A 21,708-nucleotide genomic window follows, 5' to 3' on the forward strand; every position below is an offset into this window, starting at 1 on the left:
GTGTCCGATCCGGAGCCGCCGGCGCGGGCGACTCGGTCCGCTACTGGTACTCGGTGATCGTGAGGGTGTAGCTCCCCGACCCGGAGTAGGAGTCGACGTCGACCTGCATGGCCGTGGAGTCGTCCGGGTCGTCGATCGTGATGCGCTCCTGGCTGTCGGTCGTGATCGAGCGGTAGTCGTACTCGCCCGGCGAGGCGTCGCTCGTGGTGCCGGTGTTGACGTAGAGGTCGAAGTCCGCGTCCGCCGGTCCGTCGAGTTCGACGACCACCTGACTGGGCGAGTCGTAGTTCCACAACCACGAGTAGTCGTCGTAGTCCCAGTAGCCCGACAGCGAGCCGTCGACGCTGCCGGAGGTGGTGTCGCCACCGCCGTCTCCCCCGTCGTCGCCGCCGTCGTCACCGCCGCCTCCACCCCCGCCGCCGTCGGAGGGATCGGTCGTGACGGCCGCGAGCGCGTCGACCTGTCCGGAGCCCTGCTCCTGGCTCGAGAGGCCGATGTCGGCGGCGGTCCCTTTGAGGTGCGAGCGGAGTTCGTTGTTCGAGAGGCTCGACCACTGCGCGAGCGCGAGACCGGCGACTCCGGAGACGACCGGCGTCGCCATCGACGTGCCCGACAGCTCCTCGTAGCCGCCGCGGGCCTCCGTCGTCGTCGAGAGGACGTTCACGCCCGGCGCACACAGCTCGACGCCCTCGCCGTACTGCGAGAACGACGCGAGCTGTTCGTTCGAGTCGACCGCCGAGACGGCGAGGCACTCGGCGTACGCCGCCGGGTAGCTCACCGACGAGGTGCCACTGTTGCCGGCGGCGGCGGCGACGAGCGCGCCGTTGCTGTCGGCGTAGCTCACGGCGTTCTTCATCGTGTCCGTGTAGCCGCCGCCACCGAGGCTGAGGTTGATCACGTCCGCGCCCTGGTCGGCCGCCCATTGGACGGCGTCGGCGATGTCCGCCGTCGATCCCGACCCCGTCTCGTCGAGCGCGCGGCCGTTGATCAGCGTGGAGTTCGACTGTCCGGCGACGCCGGTGCCGTTGTCGACGACCGCGGCCGCACACCCGGAGACGTGCGTGCCGTGGTACTCGTCGCTCGGGGCGTCCGGGTACGGGTCGTCGTCGCCGTCGGCGAAGTCGGAGCCGGGATCCGAGGCGTAGTTGGCCGCCAGGTCCGGGTGATCGTACTGCGCCCCGGTGTCGACGACGGCGACCGTGACCGCGGAGTCGCCGAGGGTGGTGTCCCACGCGTCGTCGGCGTTCACCTGTTGGGGCGCGTACTGACTGCCGAACTGCGGATCGCTCGGGGAGTACTGCGTCTCGTAGGTGGCGTTCGCCTCCGCGTACTTGATCCACTCCTTCTTCGTGATCGCCTCGATGAAGTTCTCTCGGGCCGCGTCGGCCGCCGACGCCGGGAACTTCACAGCGACGTAGCTCAGCGTCTCGTTCGCGTGGACGACCTCCGCGTTCCCGGGCACGTAGTTCGCGACCGTCGACCCGATGTCCGCCTCGCTGGCGGAGACGCCGACGAGGACCTCCTCGTCTTTCGGTCCGGGGTTCCGTCCGGATCGCGCGGACGCGACCCCGCCCGTCGCGGCCGCCCCCGCGGCTGCGCCGGTCAGCTTCAGGAACCCACGACGCATCATGTCGCCACGTTCGATATCGTCTGTCATGCGACGACATCACGCGCCGAGGGGCGCGACTTAATTCTATTGTTTTGTCCGCAGTATTAACTTGAAAATTCGGAATTGAAGGTGTGAAAATAACGTCCGAGTACGCCATCGGATTCGTCTCGAATACCCACGGCCGCAAGGGTTTCCACCGGAGTCCGATCGGAGGAACCCATTCGGGACGGTCAACCCGGAGTCGGCTGGTCCGGCGCTCACCGAGTCGGACCGGAACGCGTATCGGCGGTCGCCGACACCCGCGAGCATGGGACTGTTCGACCGCCTGCTCGGCGCGACCGGGGACCGATCGGGGGAGGCGACCCCGTCGGCGACCCGGGGCGACGCGCGAGCGGACGCGGACGCGGCGGGTCCGCGCGGCCCGTGGCGCGACGGCGACGGCTCGCCGGCCGCGCCCGCCGGCGTCGCGCTGTTCGTCGACGGGCCGAACGTGTTTCGCGAGGAGTTCGACGTGGAGTTCGCGGATCTGCGGGCCGCCGCCGAGGGTTCGGCCGCCGGCGACGCGGCGACCGGCGGGACCGGGCTCGTCACCGCGCGCGTCTACCTCGACGAGCACGCGACGCCGGGGCTGATCCAGGCGGCCGAGGCCAACGGCTTTCAGGTGGTCACCACCAGCGGCGACGTGGACGTGAAGCTCGCCGTCGACGTGGCGTCGTTCGCGGCCGAACGACGCGCGGCGACGGTCGCGGTCGCCTCCCGTGACACGGACTTCAAGCCGGCGCTGGAGGTCGCCAACGAGTACGGCCTCGGGACGCTCGCGATCGCGCCCGGGAGCCACGGTCGTTCGGACGCGCTCCGGCGAAGCGCCGACGACGCTGTGACGCTCGGCGAGTAGTCGGTCTCGAGACCGCCAACCCGACGGCTGCTTAATCCCAGTTTTCTAACCCCTGAATATATCATCTCGCGGTACGATCTATCGGGTATGCCGGGGATGAGTGCCGACGACAGTGAGGGGGAGGGGCCGAAGCGCTCGAGACCGGGATCGAGACAGTCGATCGACGTTCGGGTGGCCGAGGCGGTCGCTCGCGCGGAGGGCGTCGACCCGACGGAGTTGAAGCCGCACCTGTACGACGCGATCGACACAGAGGCGCTGGACCGGGTACTCGAATCGATGGAACCGGACGCGTCCGTCCGGTTCCGATTTCACGGCTACCGCGTCGTCGTCCGCGGCGACGACACGGTGAGCGTCGACGGCGACGACTCCTGAACGGGCGTTACGCCAGCGGCGTCCGCTCCACGACCGTCCCGTCGTAGGTGGGGTACTGCTCGACAACCTCGCCGTCCGAGAGGTCGCCCGCCTCGACCATCTCCTCCAGCAGCCACCACGCGACCTCGACGTGGTCGGACTTGACGGTGTAGAACTCCTCGGGCACGTCGAGCGTCTCGAACAGGTCGGGATCGGCGTACGTCTTGCCGTACACCAGCGTCCCGTCGTCGGTCACCTCGTCGAACGGGCGACGGAGGTTGCGCGCCATCCGCTTGAGGCGGTTGCGGTGCTGGGCGGCGTCCTTGAACACGGACGTGCAGAAGTACACCTTCTCGTGGTCGCCCATCACGTCGAGGATCTCCGCTTTCGAGCCCTCGACGGCGGACATGTGACCCTCCTGCAGTTCGAACCCCTGTTCTTGCATCCGGCGGTAGTTCCCGTCGGACATCTCGAACTCGTTGACGTTGCAGAAGTCGGCGGCCCCTTCGTCGAGGAACTCCAGGAACTCCTCTTCGGCGCGGATGCCGGGGATCTCGAACGCCGGCGTCAGTCCCTCCTCGCGAGCGACGTAGAGGATGTCCTCCCACTCGGTGCCGTGGAGGTCGCCCCACTGCTCGACGGGCGGGTGGAAGCGGATCTCGTCGAGGCCGGCCTCCGAGAGGCGACGCATGTTCTCGCGGCCGCCCGGAATCCCCGTGTACAGGTGCGTGTGGTGGTCCTCGCCGAACTCCTCCTTGAGCAGGCGGAGGTAGCGACACGTCTTCTCCATCGCCTCCTGGGGCTCGCCGCCCGTGATCGAGGTGCCGAGCGCGGACATTCGCTTGGCCTCCTCGATCACGTCCTCGTCGGACTCGACGAGGCGCTCGTTTGCGTACACGTCGGTCACGTTCTTGCGGTTCTCCCCGAGCGGACAGTAGAAGCAGTCGCGCTGGTCGCAGTAGCCGTACACGAACAGCACCATCTTCCCGCCCTTGGCGCACTGTTCACAGCCCTTCGAGATCATCAGTTATCCACGGTTCTCGGCCGAGCGCAAAAAGCCGTGCGATACCGACGCTTCGACCGTGTGAGCCGTTGTCGAGCGCGTTCAAACCGGGTGAATCCGAGTTCGATAACCACGAAACTGATACCGTTCGCCCTCCACGGCGCAAGCATGTCACGAGAGGCACGCAGGCGGGAGTTCCTTCGGGCGACCGGTGGCGCGCTCGCGACGGGGAGCGTGATCGCCACGAGCGGGTGTCTGGGCGTCATTACCGGCTCCGAGCCGGCCGAGTTCTCCGCGAGCGTCGCGTCGGTCCCCGAGTCGACGCTGGAGTCGACCGGGTTCGAGGAGAACCGGATCGAGCCGATGGAGATCACCCGAGAGTTCACGGTGGCCGGGCAGACTCGCGAGGTGGTCGTCACCAACCAGATCGCGGAGTACGACAAGGCCGCCGAGGTGCTCGGCGAGCGGATCCAGGCGTCGCTGTTCGTCGCGCTGTCGACGCCGGCCGTCGAGGTGGCCGGGCGGACGTTCAACCCCATCGCGGAGATGGGGACGCGCGAGCTCGCCCGCCAACTGCTCTCGCAGTACGACGGGATCTCCAACCTTCAGGACGACGGCGAGGAGACCGTCGAAGTGCTCGGCACCGACTCGACCGTGGGCCTGTTCACCGCCGACGCGACGGTCGCGGAGGGGATCACGACCGAGGTTCGCCTGCACGTCTCGGAGGCCATTCGCACCGGCGAAGACTTCGTCGTCACCGTCGGCGCGTACCCGACGCAGCTGTCGGGACAGGCCGAGGACGTCCGGACGATGATGCGGTCGGTCGAACACGACGGGGAGTAGCCGGATGGCGCTATCCGGCGGCGACCGCGACGGCGACAAAGACGGCGACGACGGGGACGACAGTCACAGCGGCGACGGGACCGACGCGGCCCGGCGCACGCACACTCGGCGGGACGTGCTCGCGGGCGGTGCCGCCGCCGGAGCGGCGTCGCTCGCGGGCTGCGGGGGGATTCTGGGAGGAGAGGACGCGCCCGAGAGCGAGTCCGTCGACGGGGAGCGAGCGCGGACGCTCGCGGAGGCACACGCGCCCGACCTGTACTTCGGCGTCGGCGAGCGATGGTTCCCGACGGACCCCCGCGAGTACCTCGACGACGACGGCGACGGCTCGGTCCTCGACGGGTTCGCCGCGTTCGACGGCTACGCGCGCGACTACGACCCCGGCGGGGAGCCGCCGAACCGAACGGCGTTCTACAACGTAGCTCGCTACCCGGGCACGGACCTAGCGGTGGTGCAGTACTGGTTCTACTCGGCGTTCGACCAGTTCTCGGTGAACTTCCATTGGCACGACTGGGAGGTGTTGCACGCGTTCCTCGACGTGGGCGAGGAGTCGGGCGACCCCGAGACGGGCGACCCGACGCTGCTGGTGGCGTCGGCCCACTCCCGGAAGGTGCCGAACAACGAGTTCCTCGACCCCGACACCCAGCGCGCGAGCGTCATCAGCGAGGTGGGGAGCCACTCCTCGGCGCTGGGGGTCAACGAGACGCCTGCCGTCTTCGAGCGCCTGCCGATCTCGACGGACACCGCGGACATTTCTAACGGTCCGCTCGCCCCGTCGGACATCCCCGCGGCGTACGGCCTGCCCCGCAGCGAGGGGTACCGGCTTCCGTTCGTGGTCCCCGAACTCGACGGCTCGCCGGTGGTCGAGCATCCGGACCTGCCGAACGTCACTCCCGACCACCTCGTGCCCGCCGAGTTCACGGTGGAGTCGTTCTCCGGGATCCCGTCCCCGCCGGAGGACCTCCCGCTGCGGGAGACGGGGGTCATGTTCGCGTTCGAGGGCGCAGACAGCGTCGCCGAGGCGGACTACGACTACGCGCTCGCGCCGATGGCCGACCTCGACATCGAGGAGTACGCCGGCCCGCAGTTGAGCTTCGAGTTCGCGGTGCCGTCGTTCGCCGAGGACGCCGTCGCGGGCCACCTCACGACCGTCGGGACGCCGCAGGACCAGCCCCGGTTCGAGAACCCCACAGACGACGTGACGGACCCGCGACACCGCTCGGCGCTGTCCGAGCGGTTCGACGTCGACGTGTCCGGCCTCGCAGGCGACGTCGTCGGACTGTTGCGGGAGGCGACCGCCAGCGACGACGCCCCCGGGAGCAACGGCGTCGACACCGACGACCCCACCGTCGAGGGGATCGCCCTGCTCGAATCCGACCCGGAAGCGGTCCCGACGTTCAACGGCGTCGTCGCCCTCCGCGACGTGCCCGACGGCGAGCACCGACTCACCGTCAACGGGGCCGGCGTCGCCCCGTACGGCCAGCGGATCGTCCACGGCGACGCCGACAGCGACGAGGGGACGACGGGGTCCACGACGACCGAATCCACGACGACCGAGTCGACGGAGTCGACCGAAACGTCGTCCACCGACAGCGACACGGCGTTGCCGCCGGCGACGACCGTCGGCGTCGACGGCGACGTGGTGGTGACTCCCAACGAGGACGCGGTGAAGGTCCGGGCCGAGCCCGCGGCGGACGCGGGCGGGTTCGACCGGGTCGCCGTCGAGGACGACTTCGCCGGGTCGGTCTTCGACGGCCGTCCGGCCGACGAGGACGCCGACAGCGCCGCGGTGTACGTCCACAGCGAGGGCGCGTACACCGCCGAGGTGGAGGACGAGTCCGGCGGGATCGGCGCGTTCCGTGTGAACCCGAGGGCGGACCAGTCGACCGCCACGATCAGGGAGGCGCGCACGGGGAAGCCCTCGCTCGCGTCGTTCCTGCTCACGATCCTCACGGAGACGACCGCACAGGCGACCGTCTTCGCCGACGGCGACGCCGACGGCATCGACGAGGTGGACGTTCCGGACAGCACCGCCGAGCAGGCGGGCGAGGCCGCCGAGGCCGTCGACGACGTGCTGGCGGCCGCGGCCGAGGCGGCGGAGGCGGCCGAGGACGGAGACGACGATGACGACGACTCCGGAAACGGCGGCGGAAACGGCGGAAACGGGGGCGGAGGCGGCGGCCCCTCCGGCTTCACCGGCCTCCTCCGGGCGCTGGAGGCGACGACGACGGCCGCCAAGCGCGCGAACGAGGCGGCCCAGGCCGGGAACGCGGAGGGGGCTGACAACCGCCTGCGCGGGCTCCGACAGCGGACCGAGGCGCTCGCCGGCGCGCTCGAACGCAACCGAGAGAACCTGCCCGGGAGCCTCCCGGACCTGGTCGAGCGCCGCGTGCCGCAGGTCGTGCGACGGATCGATCAGGCGCTCGACGCCGACGAGTGACGGGCCCCGGACACACCTGTCGCCGCCGTCGGGGCGGCGTTGCCCGACTCACCTCGAGGTGCGATCGGCGTCGTCCGAGTCAGTTCGATGTGCGGTCCGGCTCGTCGGTCGGATGCGGGCTGCTGCTCCCGTCGTCCGGATCGACGCGGAGGTACTTCGCGAAGAGATCGGCGACGCGGGTGTAGGCGTCGACGACGTTCTCGCGGTCCCCGAAGCCGTGGGGCTCGCCGTCGTACCGGCGGAACTCGAAGCGCTTGCCGTGTCGCTCCAACTCCTCACAGAGCTGCTCGGACTGGCTAATGGGCACGCGTGCGTCGTCCTCGCCGTGGAGCACGAGCAGCGGGTCCTCGATGTCCTCGACGTGGCGGATCGGCGACGCCTCGCAGTAGTTCTCCGGGTCCGTCGCCACGTCGCCCAACTCGCGCTTCATGAGCTGCCAGCCGACGTCGTCGGTGTCGTCGAGGAACGTCTCGTAGTCGTACACGCCGTAGAAGGCCGCGCCGGCGGCGAAGCGGTCCGAGTTGCCGAGCGCGTTCACCGTCATCAGGCCGCCGCCGGAGCCGCCGTAGATGCCCGCGCGGTCGCCGTCGACGGCGTCGTACGCCTCCGCGGCGGCGTCGGCCGCGCGGATCACGTCCTCGAGATCGCCGCCGCCCCAGTCGCGGTCGTTGGCCATGCGAAACGCCCGGCCGTAGCCGTCGCTGCCGCGGTAGTTCGGGAGGATCACGCAGTAGCCCAGGGCCGCGAGGTACGCCGCGCGGTGGTCGAAGCGGAAGCGGTCGAATGAGGTCGGGCCGCCGTGGGCCTTCACGAGCACCGGCACGGACTCCGCGTCTGAGTCGGCCTCGGGCGGGTAGACGACCGCCTGTATCTCCTCGTCGCCGGACTCATACGTGACCGTCTCGGGGGTCGGGACCCGCACGCCGAAGTCTGGCGTCGCGCCGGGCGTCACCCGTTCTCCCGCGGAGACGTTCCACACGGCCGGCGGATCGTGGGGCGTGTCGCGCACGGCGAGCACGTCGCCGTCGACCCATCGCGGGGCCGTGTGGAACGCGTCGTCGTCGGTCACCTCGTCCGCGTAACCGTCGCGGTCGACGACGTGGACGTTCGCCCGGGCGTCACGCGTCACCGTCACCGCGAGCGTCCTGCCCGAGGGCGACCACGCGGGGTCGGCGACCTCCGCGCCGTCGACGGCGTACAGTTCCTCTGCGTCACCCGCGGCGTCGCCGTCGGAGCCGACCGCGGCCCCCGCGTCGTCGACCACCGCGACCGCGTCGAAGCCAGAAGCGTCGTGGACGAACGCGACCTCGGTCGAGTCTGGTCGCGGCCGGACGTTCTGCACGCGGACGCCCTCCTCGGCGAACACCTCACGCACGCCGTCCGTACGACCCGAACCGCCGGAGTCGCGGTCGTCGTCGCCGTCCCCGTCGCCGTCGCCGTCGCGGTCGCGGTCGACGGCGACGAGGTCCGCCTCGTAGTCGAACAGGTGGCGGTGTTCGGCCCGGGTCGCGTACACCGTGCCGTCGGCCCCGACCGCGGGGTCGCCGTAGAGGTACTCGTCGTCAGCGAGCGCCTCGACCCGCGAGCCGTCGGCGGCGACGAGCGCGAGCGACGCCCGCGAGAAGTGATCGGTGACGACCGCGAGGTCGTCGCCGTCGGGCGCGTACGCCAGTCCGAGATCCGGTTCGTCGTAGGCCGTGAGTGCGGTCACCTCGCCCGTCTCGGCGTCGACCGTCGACAGCGACCCCGCTGCCGAGAGGAACGCCACGGCGTCGCCGTCGGGGTGCCAGTCGATCCACCGGGGGTCGCCGCGGCCGTATCGCTGGGCGGTGATCCCCCCGCTCGTCAGCCGGGTGTCCGTCGTGCCGTCCCACAGCCACAGGTCGATCTGTCCCTCGCGGGCCTTCGCGTATGCGACGCGGTCGCCGTCGGGAGACGGCTCCGCCTGCACCACGCCGTCAGCGGCCGCCATCGCCGAGAGCAGGTCGTCCGCGCTCGTGTCGCGGAGGTCTCGTCGGTACACGCGGGCCGGTGGCGCTCGGCCGGCTTGTAGCTCCGGGTCGCGGCACGCGAGACGACCCCGCCGGGAGAACAGCCCCGACGGCCCGAGCGATCGGGCCGCCTGCGGGGGGAAGGACAACCGTTAGGTGCGCACGGACGAATGTACAGTCATGACCGAAGAGACCGATCTGGAGGAGCTTCGACGGGGGACGGACCTCGTCAAGCGCGGCTTCGCGCGGATGCAGAAGGGCGGCGTCATCATGGACGTGGTCAGCCGCGAGCAGGCCCGCATCGCCGAGGACGCCGGCGCGGTCGCGGTGATGCACCTGGAGTCCGTCCCCGCGGACATCCGCAAGCGCGGCGGCGTCGCGCGGATGGCCGACCCCGGCAAGCTGGAGGAGGTCATCGACGAGGTGTCGATCCCGGTGATGGGCAAGTGCCGCATCGGCCACACCGCCGAGGCGCAGATCCTCGAGGCGGCGGGGGCGGACATGGTCGACGAGTCCGAGGTGCTCACGCAGGCCGACGAGCGCTACCACATCGACAAGCGCGAGTTCACCGCGCCGTTCGTCTGCGGCGCGCGCAACCTCGGCGAGGCGCTGCGCCGCATCGACGAGGGCGCGGCGATGATCCGAACGAAGGGCGAGGCCGGCACCGGCGACGTGAACCAGGCGGTCACCCACCAGCGAAACATCCAGCGCTCCATCCGGAAGCTTTCGGGCATGAGCTACGAGGAGCGCGACGAGTGGGCCCGCGAACACGAGGCCCCCCGCGAACTCGTCCACGAGACGGCCGAGATGGGTCGACTCCCGGTCGTCAACTTCGCCGCCGGCGGCATCGCGACGCCCGCCGACGCCGCGCTCATGATGCAGCACGGCTGCGACGGCATCTTCGTCGGCTCGGGGATCTTCGGCGCGGAGAACCCCCCTGCCATGGGCGAGGCCATCGTCGAGGCGGTCAACAACTACGACGACCCCGAGACGCTCAAAGAGATCGCCAAGTCCCCCGGCAAGGGGATGGCCGGTCAGGCGAACGACCAGATGGAAGAAGAGGAGAAGCTCCAGGGCCGCGGCGTCTGAGGCGGGCGGGCGTCCGGTTTCGCCGTCCCGCGTAGCCGTCCCGTTCGATTCATCGCCTCTCTCTGCGCGACGAAGGTTCATACCCGATACCGCCCCACAGCCCCGCAGCCGCCGTGATCTGACTCCGGCCGCGGAACGCACGCGGGCGTGCGACACGCCGTTTCGCGGGAGCCGCGGAGCGTGTCGCCTGTCAGCCACCCCCGAGCACCGACCGCCGGGTACACCCCCGACGCACCGACCGCCGGGTGTGACTCGACGCGCATCCCCAGCGTCGACCGGCCGTCGCGTTGATACGGATCCGCGACGTATCCGCCGCCGTGAGCGACGAGCACAAGCCGAGCGAGAACTCGGCCGTCGCGGACGGTATCGCCGACGGCGACGGTGACGGCGAGGGTTCCGACGACGCGTCCGCCGATAGCGACGCCCTCGGCGACGGTTCCGACGACGCGTCCGTCGATAGCGACGCCCCCGGCGACGGTTCCGACGACGGCGATGCCACCAGCGACAGCGACGCTGCGGATCCGCTCGCTGACGTCGATCCCGAACGACATCCGGTCGTCCTCTTCGACGGCGTCTGCAACCTCTGTCACGGCGCAATCCGGTTCCTCGTCCGCCACGACACCGCCGGCGTCTTTCGGTTCGCGCCGCTGGAGTCGCCGGTGGGGCGCGCCCTCCTCGCCGAGCACGGGCTTCCGACGGAGAGCCACGACTCGTTCGTCCTCGTCGACGGCGACGGCGCACACGAGCGGTCGACCGCGGCGCTTCGAGTCGCCCGTCGCCTCGACTCGCCGTGGGACCTGGCGTGGGCGCTGCGGGTCGTGCCGCGTCGCCTCCGTGACGGCGCGTACGACCTCGTCGCCACCTACCGGTACCGAGTGTTCGGCCGCCGCGACGAGTGTGCGATCCCGGAGCCGGAGATCAGAGAACGGTTCGCCGAACGGGCGCTGGAGTAGCCTCGGCTCACAGCACGGTCGCGCCGCGTCCGACCTCGGTCTGGTAGGCGCGCGCCCCGACGCCGGCGTCCGCGAACGCCTCGACCATCGCTGCGGCGACCCGACGGCGGCTCCCGGAGGGACACGCCGCGAGCAGGCTCGGGCCCGCGCCGCTGACGGTCACGCCGGTCGCGCCGGCCGACAGCGCCGCCTCGCGGACGGCGTCGTAGCCGGTAATGAGCTCCGCTCGGGCGGGCGTGACCACGGGGTCGTCCATGCCGTGACCAACGAGTTCGGGATCGGATTGACACATTCCCGCGGTCAGCGTGGCGGCGTTGCCGACGGTCTCGACGTGGTCGGCCATCGACATCGAGTCGGGAACGACGCCGCGGGCGTCCTTCGTCGAGACGACGACCTCCGGGAGACACGCGACCAGCGGCAGTCGCGCGTCGACGCTCGTGGCCGAGTCGTCGCGACGGACGACGGTGAAGCCGCCCAGCAACGCGGGCGCGACGTTGTCGGCGTGGGCCTCCCCCGAGACGAGCGCCTCGCCCTCGGCGGCGGCGGGGATCAGCCCCTCCCGCGAGTGTCCTCGGTCGTACAGTTCGTCGAGCGCGACCGCGGCCGCGGCCGCGGAGGCCGCCGACGATCCCAGCCCCGAGGAGGGCCGAACCCCCTTGTCGATGCGAATGTGTGCGGGCGCGTCGAGCGCCGCCGCGACCGCGCCGACGACGTTCTTCTCCGGGTCGGTCGGGATGAACTGCGCGCCCGCGCCGGTCACCTCGATCGTCGTCTCGTCGGCGCGCTCGACGGCGACGGTGTCGGCCGGGTGCGAGAGCGCGACGCCGAAGGTGTCGAAGCCGCTGCCGAGGTTCGCGCTGGTGGCCGGTGCGCGGGCGGTTACCATGCCGCGTCGGTCCGGCCGACCGGGCAAAAGCGTGACGTTCGACGCGACCTCGTCCGCTCCGTGGCCGTCGTTCGATCGGGCTTATCGCCTGACGGAGACGAACACGATCGGTCCGATCACACAGAGGACGATGCCGAGGAAGAGGTAGTGCGTCGGGACGAGCGACTGCGGCGTCAACAGGAAGATGACGCCGAACAGCATCGTGTTGAGCGCCATCGCCTTCCGCGAGACCGGGAGCGTCGCCAGCGTCGTCAGAACGAACCCGAGCAGCAGCGCCTGTCCGACGTTGTACGGGAGCAGGAAACTGTCGACGATCTGGAGCGGGATCATCTCTTGGCTTCCCATCGCCACGGGCTCTGCATTAACGTTCCGTTCTCCCTCCTTTCCGCCTCCCAGCTCGCCGCGTGACTCACCGCTCGCGCTGCCACTCACCGAGGTCGGCCGCGAGAAACGGAACGTACTGCTCGGCCGGACTCTGTCCCCCGTGTGTGCCGATGAACGATAGTTTCCGGTCCTCCCGACCGAACCACACGCTCCGGTCGCGTGCGATCACGACGAGGTCGCCGACGCGCTCGCGGAGCAGCGGCGACGGCTCGCCCGGCCCGAACAGTCTCGCCTCCAGCGCCTCGGTCCCCGTGAGGACGCGCGCGTCGAAGTCGGCCGCCTCGAGCCGGTCTCGGACGACCTGGACCGACGCGCCGTCGCGAAGGTGGAGGTGGACGTTCCGCGGGCCGCCGGTCGGCCGGACCGGCTCCCCGGAGGGGTGTCGCTCGCGGCGGTCCCACACCTCCGGGTACGTCGAGAGGTCCACGGCCTCCGTCGGGTCGGTGTCGAAGTGGCCGTGATCGGCTGTCACAACGAGGAGCGTCTCCTCGGCGACCGCGGAGTCGACGCGCGCGAGTTCGCGCTCGAGCGTCGCACAGGCCCCCTCCACCTCGGCGTCGTAGCGCTCCGACGTCGTCCCCTCGGCGTGGGCGGCGGCGTCGACCGCCGGCCAGTAGGCGTACACGTACGTCGAGTCGTCGTCCGCCTCCAGCCGCCGTCGGACCGTCAGCGCCAGCTCCGGAAGCGACTCACAGCCGGTGCGCGTCGCGCCCGACATCGCGGCCGTCGAATACGGCCCCTCCGCGACCGCCGTCGGTTGGACCGCGTGACACGCGACGCCCGCGTCGTCGAGGCGCTCGTACACCGGCTCGGCGTCGAACAGGTCCGCGCCCTCGACCGCGCCGTCGGTCGCAGCCGTCAGGTCGGTGCCGTCGCGGTCGAGAAACGGAAGAGATTCACAGGTGAGCCCGTGCTCGCGGAGCAGGACGTTCCAGCCCAGCAGCCCGTGCTCGGACGGCGTCGCGCCGGTGTGCATCGTCGTGATCGCCGCGGCCGTCTCCGAGGGATACACCGACGTGAGCGGCCTCGCCCGCCCGACGCTCGACAGCGAGTCGAGCAGCGGCACCGATCCCTCCAGCGACGTGAAGCGATCCCAGCCGAAGCCGTCGACGAGAAGGACCACGACGTTCGAGAACTCGCCGTCGGGCACGGCGTCGTCGGGAAGCCGCCGGTCGGCGTCGACACCGAGCGTCGCCTCGACGGTCCCCGGTATCCCGGCGAAGCAGTAGCCGTCGTAGTCGGGAAACACGTAGCCGTCGCGTCGGGTACCCGGAAGCGCCTCCTCGACCGGACCCCGTCGCCCCGATGTCGACTCGTTCGAGCTATCAGCCATTACTCACGTCTCTCGCCCGCGCCCGTGGAAGCCGTTGTGATCGAGGCGACCGTTCACCGATCGGGGGTGTCGGGCCGATCCGCCTCCTCGCCCGAGTCGGCGTCCCCCCGGGTGAGGTCGTCCCGCGTGAGATCTCGATCGGCGCTCGGGCCCGTGATGTCGATCGGTCGGATCCACCCGTACCAGACGACGAAGACCGTGCCGCCGTAGCCGAGAATGAACACGAGTCGGCCGAGCCCGTTGTAGCCGAGCAGACCGAGTTGTCGTCGGACGATCCCGGTGCCCGCGATGCCGACGAGCAACACCACGGCAAGCAGCAGCCTGTCGCGGGTCACCCGGTCGCGCAGCCCTGATTCCTCGGCCATACGTCGCTCTCGGGGCTCCGGGAAGGAGAACCCCGCGGTTCGAGGCGGTGGACGTCGCGAGTCGCGTCGACGCCGGCGGCTCGGGTCGGCGACGGCCGTACGCGACGGATGACGCTACCGGGTCACGTCGAGGCCGAACAGCTCCGCCGCGTTCCGGTAGCCGATGTCCCGGGCGTTCTCCTCGGGTAGCCGCCCGAGAACCGCACGAGTGATGTCGACCCACGTGTCGAGCACCCAGTCGGTGTAGTGCCACTCGTGGCCCGCGTCCAGCCCCCACGCCAACCGATCGGAGTACTCCTCGAGTATCGTCGCGTGCTCCTCGTAGAACTCCTCGGCGTGGCCTCGAACGCCCCGCTCGGCGATCAGTTCCTCGAACCGTCTCTCGGTCATCTCTCCGTCCTCGTACGCGAAGGGGGTGAGCTCTCTCCCCGAGAGGTCGTAGGTCACGTTCGGGTTTCGTTCCAGGACGCCGGCGGCGATCGCTCCGTCGGTCATCTCGTCCCAGTTGTACGTCGAGTGAACGACGAACTGCGTGTCGCGGTTGTGGGCGTACGCCGCCTCGAGATTCCGCCACTTCGGGAAGTCCAGCGGATCCTCGGCGTTTTCGAGCGTCTCCTCGGAGTGACGATACACCTCCGGCCCGTGGAGCAGCACCGGGACGCCCGCTTCGGCGGCGAGGTCGTAAACCCCCAGCAGCGTCTCGTGGTCCATCGCGGGCGGGTCCTCGACCATGTCGTAGGGGGGACGCATCTCGCCGATCGCCCTGTAGTCGTACTCCGCGAGTCGCTGCTGGAAGCTCTCTACGGCCGTGTCGAACTCGTCGAGGAACTCGTTGTACGCGAACGCCGACGGGATCAGCCGATCGTCGTACCGACCGACCGCGTCCATCAGCGGGTCGCCCGTGATCGCCACGACCCGTTCGACCCGGTTACGAGACATCCAGTCGACGTACCAGCCGAGGTCGTCCCTGGCGACGGCGTAGCCGTCGGAGCCGATCATGTGCTCGTGGACCGAAATCAGCGGCCCGTCGTAGTACTCGTCGGGCCACTCGCGCGTCGGCACCGGTTCGCTCGTGGTCTCCGGGGTCGCCGTCGCTGTCGCCGACGCTGTCGGCGACCGCGTCGAGGTCGGGGTCGACGTCCCGGTCTCGGTGGCCTCCCGCGTCGACGCGCCACAGCCGGCGAGGCCGGCCGTCAGCGCGGCGAGGAACGACCGCCGATCGGTCAACCTGGGCATACCGCCGACTGTACTCCTCGAATGATAGCTTTTTTCCCACCTCGAAACTCGGCGAGGAAGCCGGCGTCACGGGGTCGAGATCCTCGCTCATCCGTGACGCCCCAGCGCGTCCAGCGCCTCGCGCGGCTCTGCTTCGCTCGCTACGTTCGCCCGAGCCGCGATGTCGCGGACGAGTTTGTCGCGCTAGCGACGCTCCGGATCCCGGTGAACCGTCGGCCACGGGACACCGCGAACCTCCGTCCAGAGTTCGTACATGTCGGCGGGGTCTAGCCGGATCACGATCTGCTCGCCATCGTGTGTCGAGAAGCGGAGATCCCACGCCTCGATGTTCGCACTCGTCGACCCGTCGGAGATCGAGTCCGTCCGGCCGACGACGTTCCGGGTCACGTCCAGCGTCACCGGCTTGCACCTCTGTCCTCCGCGATCTCGACGCGGTACGTCTGCGCGTCCTCCCGTAGGATTTCACCGTCACCTCACGAATTGACAGGTCATCGGGACAATGCCGGAGCGAGAGACATTCTACCGGATAACTGAGGGGCGACGCCGGTACCTTGCGGGAGAGGATCCCGAGGCGACGGATTGACCGAAGGTTTTCGCCCGATTCTGGACAGTAGGACCCCGTCGATCCGTCCGCGAGATTCGCGAGTACTCGTAGCGCCACGAGAGAACCGACCGAACGCTTTTCTCGGGCCTTCTCGTAACCGTTCGTATGAGCTCGGGACGCAAGATCAGTCTCATCGAGGAGGACGACGGAGGCTGGTCGGCGATCGACGAGGAAGTCGGCGTCGCGAGCCAAGGCGAGACGCGCGAGGAAGCGCTCGCGAACCTCGACGAGGCGGTCGAACTCACGATCGAAGCACGCGAGGACGACACGGAGGCTCCCGAAGCGGACGCTCCGTGGTTCGACGCGTGACAGGCCCGCCGCGCGACTTTTCCGGACGCGAGATCGTCGACGTGCTTCGGAAGTTCGACTACCGAAAGGACCGCCAGCGGGGGAGTCACGCGATCATGAAGTACACGAACCCGGACACGGGAGAGGTCGAACCCTGACGGTCCCGCTTCACGACCGAGTGAAGATCGGGACGCTCCAGAGCATCGCCGACCAATGTGGTGCCGACGACTTCGGGGAATGGTGCTACTGGATCGACGAACACCGCTGACCCGCCGGTAGCGACGGAACCGGTCACACGGATCCTCCACGGCCGTCACGGAACGATCCCGCGCCGTAGGAGTCGTCCTCGGCTCGGCGGCGCTACTCGTCGGGTGGGTGGTGCTCCCTCGAGTCGCCTCGTCCTTCCAGAGCCAAGACCTGTGGGGCGTAGGTGTGGACCCGGGGGTGATGAGCGGATGATTAGACGCTGGATTACCCGTGTCGGTAGTGTTGGTAGAACGCCGAAATTGGGTGGCTGGGGAGCCAATGGCCCAATTCTCACCGACCAAGGGCCGGTGATACCGTGGATGGGCCAATCCGGATTTGAACCGGAGACCTCCCGGTTATCAGCCGAGCGCTCAACCTGACTGAGCTATTGGCCCAGGTGAGCGCGTCTCCGAGTAGCGCGAGGGATCGGTTAAGCGTTTCCGTTCGGCATCGCCGCCGCGTCATGCGTTCTCACGAGTCGAAGCGGCGTCGGCGACCGACGACTCCGGGCTTACCGGCCACGGTCGTCGTCGTCGACTTCCTCGAAGTTCACGTCGATCACGTCGTCGCGGTCGCGGTCGGCGGAGTCAGCGTCGCCGGCGGTCCCGGAGTCGGCCGTGCCGCCGGAGCCGTTCGGGCCGCCGGGGCCGCCGAACCCGGCGGTCGGCCCGCCGTTGCCGCGGGGGTCGCCGTCCCCGTCGGGGAAGCCGGCGGTCCAGACCGTGCCGGTGACGAAGCCGTCCGCCTTCCGGTCGAGGTACGGGACGACGACGTAGCGCCGGAGCAGTTCGCGGATCGGGTATCTCGTCGGCGGGATCGCGAGGAGGAATCCGATCGCGTCGGTGACGAGCCCCGGCGTGAGCAAGAACGCGCCGGCGGCGATCAACAGCGCGCCGTCGAGCAGTTCGCCCGTCGGGACCTCGCCGGTCGCGAGCTTTCGCTGGACCGACCGGAGGGTGTGGCGGCCCTCGGCGCGCACGAGTAGCATACCGAGCAGCCCGGTGAGCACGACCAGCGCGACCGTCTGGACCGCCGTGAGGAGGTTCGTCGCCACCCACAGCAGGAACGCCGCGTCCGCGAGCGGGATCGCAAGCAGCGCCACGAGCAGGTAGCGGACCCGGATGCGCATACCCGAGATTCCCGACGGTCGTGTATAGCCCTTTTCGTTGGATCGGCGGAACCGGTACACCAATAGGGGCGAGTGCGCATGCTGGGAGCATGCTCGCGGACGCGTTTCGACTCGTGCAGGTCGCGGTCCTGGGCGCGTGTCTCCCGCTCGCGGTCGTGGCCGCGCGGGGGTACCGCGACGCCCCCTTCGGTCGGTTCCTTCGTCCGCTGGTGCCGATAACCGCGCTGTACCTGCTGTTGGCCGCGGGGAAGACGCTCGCCGGCAACGCCGCACAGTTCCGACTGGTCGAGCTCGTCGTGGGGAGCGTCGCGCTCGTGCTCGTCACGTACGCCGTCGGACAACTACTGCTCCTACTCACGGGACGGAGGGCGCTGTGACCGTCCCGTCCGCGGAGCTGGTGCTGCTCGTGCAGACGCTCGCGCTGGTCTCGCTGAGCGTACTGCTGGTGTACCCGACGGTCGCGTACGCGCCGAACGTGATGCACACGTGGGGGATCGGTCTGCTCGCGACCACCCTCCTCGTGTTCACGGTGAGTTCTATCATCGCTCAGTTCACGCCCTACGAGGCGCTCGCTGAGGCGGTCCACGCGGCCGCGGACCTGACGCTCCTCGGGGCGCTGTACCTGTTCGCGAGGGAGTTCGTCCGCGTCGACGACGACCCGACCGACGGGGTCGAGACGCACGCCGTCGCGACCGACGACGACACCGACGGAGGGTTCGAGCGTGCCGAGGACTGATCCCGATCCGGACGTCGCCGTCGACCGCGGGGACGTCGAAGTCGTCGGTCCCACCGGCGACCGGGGTAGCGCCGGCGACCGCGACGGCGACAGCATCAGGGGCAGCGACCACGAATTTAGTGACAACGCTGACCGGGCGCGCCGCCGCGTGCCCGTTCGGACCGACGGCGGGTCGGAACGAGAGCGCCCCGACGAGTGGCTCTCGGCCGAGACGGGCGAGCAGGTGTTACTCGTCACCGGCGCGATGAGCGGACCCCTGGGGCATCTTCCCGACGAGGCGTTCTCGAACCTGCTGTTGATCACGGTCCGGGACCCCAACCGGATCGAACGCGCGGTCGAACGGCGCGGGATCGATCCGCGATCGGTCGGCGTCGTCCCGATCTCGGGGTCGCCCGTCGCGTACGACGGTCCGATGTGGTGCACCGACGCCGTCTCGCCGAACGACCTCACGGGGATCTCCATGGCCTTCGCCGAGGGGATGCGGTACGTCGCCGACGGCGAGGGGTGGGTGGTGCTGGACAACGTCTCGACGCTGTTGATGTACGCGGCCGACGACCGGCTCCACCGACTCGTCAGCCACCTCGTCCGCCAGTGCCGCGAGCAGGAGGTCCGGGCCGTGTACGCGATCGCGGGCGAGTCGGTGACCGAGCAGACGCTCGCCAGCTTCAGCGGCCTCTGCGACCGCGTCGAGGACCGATCGGAGTGAGGCGGCCGGCGGGCCGGCGGGCCGGTCCGCGGCGGTCGGTGAACGCCGACTTTAGGTTCCGCCGTCCCGGAACGCGGATATGACCGACGAGACGCGCGTCGACTGGCGCGAGTGGGGCCACGACGCGTTCGACGCCGCCGACCGATCCGGCGATCCGGTGTTGCTGTTCCTGACGGCGACGTGGTGTGACGACTGCCACGAGATGCTCGTCGAGACGTTCGGCGAGCCCCGAATCGCCGCCAACGTCAACGACGGCTTCGTGCCCGTGAAGGTCGACGTGGACCGCGAGCCACGCGTTCGCGAGCGCTACAACATGGGCGGGTTCCCCTCCACGGTGTTCACGACGCCGACGGGCGAACTCCTCACGGGCGCGACGTATCTCGGTCCGGACGGCTTCCGGTCGGTGCTCGACCGCGTCCGCGAGACGTGGGACGCCGAGGGCGAGGCCGCCGGGCGCGTCCCCCGGGAGTTGGCCGGCAACGAGACGCCCGCCGGCCCCGTCACCTCCGCCATCGAGGAACACCTCGCGGGCCAACTCGACGCCCAGTGGGACCCGGAGTTCGCCGGCTGGGGCGACGACGCGAAGTTCCCCCTCCCGCGGACGGTCGCGTTCGCGCTCAAGCGCGACCGCTACAAGGCGACGCAGACGCTCGATGCGATCGAGCGCAACCTCGTCGACGACGACGGCGGCGTGTTCCGGTATGCGGCCGCCCGCGACTGGTCGAACCCCGCCCGCGAGAAACTGCTCGTCGACGACGCCGCCGTGTTGCGTTCGTTCGCCGACGCGTACCTGTACACCGGCGACGACAGCTATCGGGAGACCGCCGAGTCGATCCGGAGCTTCCTCGACGCCGAGTTGTGGTCGGGCTTCGCCTACGGGGCGAGCGTCGGTCCCGACGGCGAGCGAACCGATCTGACGGCGTACGCCGGCGGCAACGCGCTCGCGGCCGACGCGCTGCTGGCGCTCGCGGCGTACACCGACGACGGGGACGCCCGCCGCTCGGCCGAGGACGCGCTCGCGTACCTCCGCGAGACGCTCGTCGACGCCGACGGCACCGTCCGCCACGTCGACGCCGACGACACCGAGACGGACCTCCTGGAGGACGTCGGTCGCGTCGTCGCCGCGTTCTGTCGGGCCGAGTCCGTGCTCGGCGATGGGGTCGACCGCGCGCGCGCAGTCGCCGACCGTGCGGTCGACGTGCTCGGCGACGAGGCCGCCTTCCGCGACGGGCCGGCCGCGGGCGCGGGGATGCTCGACCGCCCGCTTCGGCCGATCGACGGGGTCGTCGAGTTCGCCGACGCCCTGGTGGACCTAGCGGCGCTGACCGGCGAGGACGCCTATCGCGAGCGCGCCGAGGCGGCTGTGGGCGCATTCGCGGGTGCGGCCGACCGCATGGGCGTCCAGGTCGCCGGCTACGGCTCGGTCGCGGCCCGGCTCACCCGAGACCCGCTCGTCGTCGACGTGGGCGCGCCCGTCGGCTCGGACCTCCATCGGGCGGCGCTGCGCGTCGCCGACCACGAGAAGGTCGTCGTCCCCGAAAGCGACCGCGCGCCCGACGGGTCGGCCGTCCTCCGCGGCCGCGACGCCGACCCCGCCGACTCGCCGGCCGCGCTGATGGACCGCGTCGCCGACGCCGCCGAGTAGTTCGACGGCGACGTGAGCGGTGTGTGCGGTGTGGCGGTGTGTGCGGCGTCAGGTGCCGTCGACGACCGCCCCGTGCGGGTGGTCGGCCGCGTCGCCCTCGCGGTAAACTGTCGTGTGGTTTTAGTGAGTAGCTCCCCAGCGACGCGCATGGCAGACCTTCGTGACCTGGGGCTCTCTGAGTACGAGTCTCGCGCGTATCGATCGCTTCTCGATGTCGGCCCGGCAACGGCAAAGGAGTTGTCAGACGCGAGCGGCGTGCCGATGGGGCGAGTGTACGACGTGCTCAACAGCCTGGAACGCCACCGACTCGCGCGGAGTCAGGCCGCGAGCCGACCCAAGAAGTACCTCGCGGTCGAGCCGGACGCCGCGCTCGACCGCCTGCTGGAGGAAAAGAAGCGCGAGCTCGACGAGCAGGCCGAGCAGTACGAGGCGGTCGTCGACGAGCTGTCGACGGAGTTGGAGGCCGGAGAACCGCCCGACGAGCAGTTCTGGACGGCCGCGCTCGGCCCCGAGGAGACCGCCGACCTCCTGCTCGAACGCGTCGCCGCCGCCGACGAGCGCGTCGTCATGATCGCCGCCACACCGGCCTCCGGACTCGACATCGGCGACGTGGGCGAGGCGGTCGTCGAGGAGTTGGAGGGAGCCCTCGAGCGCGGCGTCGACGTGTCGGTGTTGCTCTCGGAGGAGCTTCCCGACCGGCTCCCCGAGAGCGTCGGCCGGCGGTACTTCGACCGGATGGCCGATCACCCGAACTTTTCGGTGCGAACGGCTCCGGGACTTCGGGGAACGTTCACCCTCGTCGACGACGCCGAGGTGTGCATGGAGGTGCCGAGCCCGGTCGACCCCGACGAGTCGTTCGCGATGATCGACCTGAAGGACCGAGAGTTCGCCGGCGACGTCCGCCGGACGTTCCGCGAGCGGTGGGAGGAGGCGGAGCCGCTGTCGATCTGACCGGTCCGCGATTCCGTCCTGGTCGCGT

General features: G+C 70.1%; 22 protein-coding genes, 1 tRNA gene and 1 pseudogene. 13 read left to right on the plus strand and 11 right to left on the minus strand.

The genetic code is table 11. The annotated features are described in order from the left end of the window. Nucleotides 1-40 precede the first annotated feature (40 nt). A complete protein-coding gene (locus Hbl1158_RS06975) occupies nt 41-1,657 on the minus strand; it encodes a S8 family peptidase (RefSeq protein ID WP_303647454.1) in 1,617 nt (538 codons plus the stop codon). 259 nt (nt 1,658-1,916) lie between these two features. Between Hbl1158_RS06975 and Hbl1158_RS06980 the strand changes: the two genes are divergently transcribed. Then, nucleotides 1,917-2,504, plus strand: coding sequence for an NYN domain-containing protein (locus Hbl1158_RS06980; RefSeq protein ID WP_234299327.1), 588 nt, complete (start codon nt 1,917-1,919; stop codon nt 2,502-2,504). Between the two features lie 87 nt (nt 2,505-2,591). Next, a complete protein-coding gene (locus Hbl1158_RS06985) occupies nt 2,592-2,876 on the plus strand; it encodes a HalOD1 output domain-containing protein (RefSeq protein WP_234299328.1) in 285 nt (94 codons plus the stop codon). A gap of 7 nt (nt 2,877-2,883) precedes the next feature. Here the strand turns inward: Hbl1158_RS06985 and Hbl1158_RS06990 are convergent, their stop codons facing one another. Next, a complete protein-coding gene (locus Hbl1158_RS06990; RefSeq protein ID WP_234299329.1) occupies nt 2,884-3,879 on the minus strand; it encodes a radical SAM protein in 996 nt (331 codons plus the stop codon). A 147-nt stretch (nt 3,880-4,026) separates the two neighbouring features. On the opposite strand from Hbl1158_RS06990, the gene Hbl1158_RS06995 reads away from it, so the two are divergent. Together Hbl1158_RS06995 and Hbl1158_RS07000 are read left to right on the plus strand one after the other, a co-directional pair. After that, nucleotides 4,027-4,701 (plus strand): DUF6517 family protein, encoded by a 675-nt coding sequence (locus tag Hbl1158_RS06995; protein WP_234299330.1) that lies wholly within the window; start codon nt 4,027-4,029, stop codon nt 4,699-4,701. Nucleotides 4,702-4,705: 4 nt separating this feature from the next. Continuing rightward, nucleotides 4,706-7,138: a hypothetical protein gene (locus tag Hbl1158_RS07000; protein WP_234299331.1), complete on the plus strand. Its 2,433-nt coding sequence runs from the start codon at nt 4,706-4,708 to the stop codon at nt 7,136-7,138. Between the two features lie 79 nt (nt 7,139-7,217). Here Hbl1158_RS07000 and Hbl1158_RS07005 read toward each other — a convergent pair whose 3' ends face one another. Further along, nucleotides 7,218-9,161: a prolyl oligopeptidase family serine peptidase gene (locus Hbl1158_RS07005; protein WP_234299332.1), complete on the minus strand. Its 1,944-nt coding sequence runs from the start codon at nt 9,159-9,161 to the stop codon at nt 7,218-7,220. Between the two features lie 148 nt (nt 9,162-9,309). Here Hbl1158_RS07005 and pdxS point away from each other — a divergent pair, with 148 nt between their 5' ends. Together pdxS and Hbl1158_RS07015 are read left to right on the plus strand one after the other, a co-directional pair. Beyond that, a complete protein-coding gene (pdxS, locus tag Hbl1158_RS07010) occupies nt 9,310-10,218 on the plus strand; it encodes a pyridoxal 5'-phosphate synthase lyase subunit PdxS (RefSeq protein WP_234299333.1) in 909 nt (302 codons plus the stop codon). 317 nt (nt 10,219-10,535) lie between these two features. Beyond that, on the plus strand, nt 10,536-11,171 hold the full coding sequence (locus Hbl1158_RS07015) for a thiol-disulfide oxidoreductase DCC family protein (protein ID WP_234299334.1): 636 nt from the start codon (nt 10,536-10,538) through the stop codon (nt 11,169-11,171). A gap of 7 nt (nt 11,172-11,178) precedes the next feature. On the opposite strand, the gene Hbl1158_RS07020 is transcribed toward Hbl1158_RS07015, so the two are convergent. From Hbl1158_RS07020 to Hbl1158_RS07045, 6 genes are all read right to left on the minus strand, one after another. Continuing rightward, on the minus strand, nt 11,179-12,057 hold the full coding sequence (locus tag Hbl1158_RS07020) for a homoserine kinase (protein WP_234299335.1): 879 nt from the start codon (nt 12,055-12,057) through the stop codon (nt 11,179-11,181). An 81-nt stretch (nt 12,058-12,138) separates the two neighbouring features. After that, the gene (locus Hbl1158_RS07025; protein ID WP_234299490.1) at nt 12,139-12,387 is read right to left on the minus strand and encodes a hypothetical protein; all 249 of its coding nucleotides are present in this window, start codon (nt 12,385-12,387) and stop codon (nt 12,139-12,141) included. Between the two features lie 79 nt (nt 12,388-12,466). Continuing rightward, nucleotides 12,467-13,774 carry an alkaline phosphatase family protein gene (locus Hbl1158_RS07030; RefSeq protein ID WP_234299336.1) on the minus strand — a complete coding sequence of 436 codons (1,308 nt, stop codon included), beginning with the start codon at nt 13,772-13,774 and terminating at the stop codon, nt 12,467-12,469. Between the two features lie 53 nt (nt 13,775-13,827). After that, complete coding sequence (locus tag Hbl1158_RS07035; protein WP_234299337.1) at nt 13,828-14,139, minus strand: hypothetical protein; 312 nt, start codon at nt 14,137-14,139, stop codon at nt 13,828-13,830. A gap of 114 nt (nt 14,140-14,253) precedes the next feature. Next, a complete protein-coding gene (locus tag Hbl1158_RS07040; RefSeq protein ID WP_234299338.1) occupies nt 14,254-15,375 on the minus strand; it encodes an amidohydrolase in 1,122 nt (373 codons plus the stop codon). Nucleotides 15,376-15,558: 183 nt separating this feature from the next. Then, a complete protein-coding gene (locus Hbl1158_RS07045) occupies nt 15,559-15,774 on the minus strand; it encodes a hypothetical protein (protein ID WP_234299339.1) in 216 nt (71 codons plus the stop codon). A 310-nt stretch (nt 15,775-16,084) separates the two neighbouring features. On the opposite strand from Hbl1158_RS07045, the gene Hbl1158_RS07050 reads away from it, so the two are divergent. Next, nucleotides 16,085-16,288, plus strand: coding sequence for a type II toxin-antitoxin system HicB family antitoxin (locus tag Hbl1158_RS07050; RefSeq protein WP_234299340.1), 204 nt, complete (start codon nt 16,085-16,087; stop codon nt 16,286-16,288). Beyond that, nucleotides 16,285-16,535: pseudogene (locus Hbl1158_RS07055) on the plus strand (type II toxin-antitoxin system HicA family toxin). Before Hbl1158_RS07050 ends, Hbl1158_RS07055 begins: the two are co-directional and overlap by 4 nt. A 299-nt stretch (nt 16,536-16,834) precedes the next feature. Here the strand turns inward: Hbl1158_RS07055 and Hbl1158_RS07060 are convergent. Both Hbl1158_RS07060 and Hbl1158_RS07065 read right to left on the minus strand, forming a co-directional pair. Beyond that, nucleotides 16,835-16,908: transfer RNA gene (locus tag Hbl1158_RS07060), tRNA-Ile, on the minus strand. 116 nt (nt 16,909-17,024) lie between these two features. Further along, nucleotides 17,025-17,636, minus strand: coding sequence for an FxsA family protein (locus Hbl1158_RS07065; protein ID WP_234299491.1), 612 nt, complete (start codon nt 17,634-17,636; stop codon nt 17,025-17,027). A gap of 95 nt (nt 17,637-17,731) precedes the next feature. Here Hbl1158_RS07065 and Hbl1158_RS07070 point away from each other — a divergent pair, with 95 nt between their 5' ends. The 5 genes from Hbl1158_RS07070 to Hbl1158_RS07090 all read left to right on the plus strand — a co-directional run bounded on the left by Hbl1158_RS07070 (nt 17,732) and on the right by Hbl1158_RS07090 (nt 21,680). Next, on the plus strand, nt 17,732-18,019 hold the full coding sequence (locus Hbl1158_RS07070; protein ID WP_234299341.1) for a hypothetical protein: 288 nt from the start codon (nt 17,732-17,734) through the stop codon (nt 18,017-18,019). Further along, nucleotides 18,016-18,378: a hypothetical protein gene (locus Hbl1158_RS07075; RefSeq protein WP_234299342.1), complete on the plus strand. Its 363-nt coding sequence runs from the start codon at nt 18,016-18,018 to the stop codon at nt 18,376-18,378. The genes Hbl1158_RS07070 and Hbl1158_RS07075 overlap by 4 nt, the downstream gene beginning before the upstream one ends. Beyond that, nucleotides 18,365-19,084: a hypothetical protein gene (locus Hbl1158_RS07080; RefSeq protein ID WP_234299343.1), complete on the plus strand. Its 720-nt coding sequence runs from the start codon at nt 18,365-18,367 to the stop codon at nt 19,082-19,084. Before Hbl1158_RS07075 ends, Hbl1158_RS07080 begins: the two co-directional genes overlap by 14 nt. Nucleotides 19,085-19,163: 79 nt before the next feature. Beyond that, entirely contained in the window at nt 19,164-20,729 is a 1,566-nt protein-coding gene (locus Hbl1158_RS07085; RefSeq protein ID WP_234299344.1) for a DUF255 domain-containing protein, read from the plus strand. 147 nt (nt 20,730-20,876) lie between these two features. Further along, a complete protein-coding gene (locus Hbl1158_RS07090) occupies nt 20,877-21,680 on the plus strand; it encodes a TrmB family transcriptional regulator (protein ID WP_234299345.1) in 804 nt (267 codons plus the stop codon). Nucleotides 21,681-21,708: the final 28 nt, after the last annotated feature.

It is taken from the genome of Halobaculum sp. CBA1158, from assembly GCF_021431925.1.
Classification (GTDB): domain Archaea; phylum Halobacteriota; class Halobacteria; order Halobacteriales; family Haloferacaceae; genus Halobaculum.

Bases quoted from the DNA above. Each gene is read 5' to 3' on its own strand.
- Hbl1158_RS07025 (WP_234299490.1), bottom strand. From the start codon at position 12,387: ATGATCCCGCTCCAGATCGTCGACAGTTTCCTGCTCCCGTACAACGTC.
- Hbl1158_RS06995 (WP_234299330.1), top strand. From the start codon at position 4,027: ATGTCACGAGAGGCACGCAGGCGGGAGTTCCTTCGGGCGACCGGTGGC.
- Hbl1158_RS07035 (WP_234299337.1), bottom strand. From the start codon at position 14,139: ATGGCCGAGGAATCAGGGCTGCGCGACCGGGTGACCCGCGACAGGCTG.
- Hbl1158_RS07090 (WP_234299345.1), top strand. From the start codon at position 20,877: ATGGCAGACCTTCGTGACCTGGGGCTCTCTGAGTACGAGTCTCGCGCG.
- Hbl1158_RS07000 (WP_234299331.1), top strand. From the start codon at position 4,706: ATGGCGCTATCCGGCGGCGACCGCGACGGCGACAAAGACGGCGACGAC.
- Hbl1158_RS06990 (WP_234299329.1), bottom strand. From the start codon at position 3,879: ATGATCTCGAAGGGCTGTGAACAGTGCGCCAAGGGCGGGAAGATGGTG.
- Hbl1158_RS06975 (WP_303647454.1), bottom strand. From the start codon at position 1,657: ATGACAGACGATATCGAACGTGGCGACATGATGCGTCGTGGGTTCCTG.
- Hbl1158_RS07030 (WP_234299336.1), bottom strand. From the start codon at position 13,774: ATGGCTGATAGCTCGAACGAGTCGACATCGGGGCGACGGGGTCCGGTC.
- Hbl1158_RS07070 (WP_234299341.1), top strand. From the start codon at position 17,732: ATGCTCGCGGACGCGTTTCGACTCGTGCAGGTCGCGGTCCTGGGCGCG.
- Hbl1158_RS06985 (WP_234299328.1), top strand. From the start codon at position 2,592: ATGCCGGGGATGAGTGCCGACGACAGTGAGGGGGAGGGGCCGAAGCGC.
- Hbl1158_RS07020 (WP_234299335.1), bottom strand. From the start codon at position 12,057: ATGGTAACCGCCCGCGCACCGGCCACCAGCGCGAACCTCGGCAGCGGC.
- Hbl1158_RS07040 (WP_234299338.1), bottom strand. From the start codon at position 15,375: ATGCCCAGGTTGACCGATCGGCGGTCGTTCCTCGCCGCGCTGACGGCC.
- Hbl1158_RS06980 (WP_234299327.1), top strand. From the start codon at position 1,917: ATGGGACTGTTCGACCGCCTGCTCGGCGCGACCGGGGACCGATCGGGG.
- Hbl1158_RS07085 (WP_234299344.1), top strand. From the start codon at position 19,164: ATGACCGACGAGACGCGCGTCGACTGGCGCGAGTGGGGCCACGACGCG.
- Hbl1158_RS07050 (WP_234299340.1), top strand. From the start codon at position 16,085: ATGAGCTCGGGACGCAAGATCAGTCTCATCGAGGAGGACGACGGAGGC.
- pdxS (WP_234299333.1), top strand. From the start codon at position 9,310: ATGACCGAAGAGACCGATCTGGAGGAGCTTCGACGGGGGACGGACCTC.